This is a genomic window from Brachyspira suanatina (genome assembly GCF_001049755.1).
Classification (GTDB): Bacteria; Spirochaetota; Brachyspiria; order Brachyspirales; family Brachyspiraceae; genus Brachyspira; species Brachyspira suanatina.
In genome coordinates, this window is sequence record NZ_CVLB01000023.1 from 1 (window position 1) to 581 (window position 581).

At 30.3% G+C, this 581-nt stretch carries 1 pseudogene; it reads right to left on the reverse strand.

Going from position 1 to position 581, the window contains the following annotated elements:
* Nucleotides 1–581 (reverse strand): annotated as a pseudogene (locus tag BRSU_RS14070) (hypothetical protein); the annotation flags it as partial.

Consider the following 581-nt stretch of genomic DNA (forward strand, 5'->3'; position numbering starts at 1 on the left):
TTTCCTATTAATACATCCTGTGCTTTATCTGAAGGGAAGCTAAACTCTAAACCGCCTGCTATTGAAGCCTGTGGTAAATATATTCTTAATTTTTTACCTTCAGCATTAGTATTAACTAGCATTATGCATTTAGGTTTTATTTTAGAACTTTTTCCGCCTGTTGTCATACGAACCATTTTAGGCATTATTCTAGTATATGTTATAATTAAAGTATCTGTGCTAGGAGATATTTTACTATCTGTAATTTTTATTCCATTAGTTCCTATTTTTTCGTAGCTTGATTCTTCTATGAGAATATTTCCCATAGAGTTTTTCTTTTCTACTTTAGTTATTGTAACTTCGCTTCCATCTGCATTCTTAAATGGAACTTTTATTTCTTCACCTCTTTTATATGTATCTGATTCTACTATATACTCTTTTGTAACTTCTGTTTTACCATCATATTCGTCTATATTATCAATACCGCCTCTTGCCATAGCATAGTTTTTAAAATTAATTTCTAAGCTATCAAGTGTTAATTCTATTTTATGTTCTGTTTGTAAAGTGGTTATAGTTCCTGCATTGTCGCTTTCTATATCCGC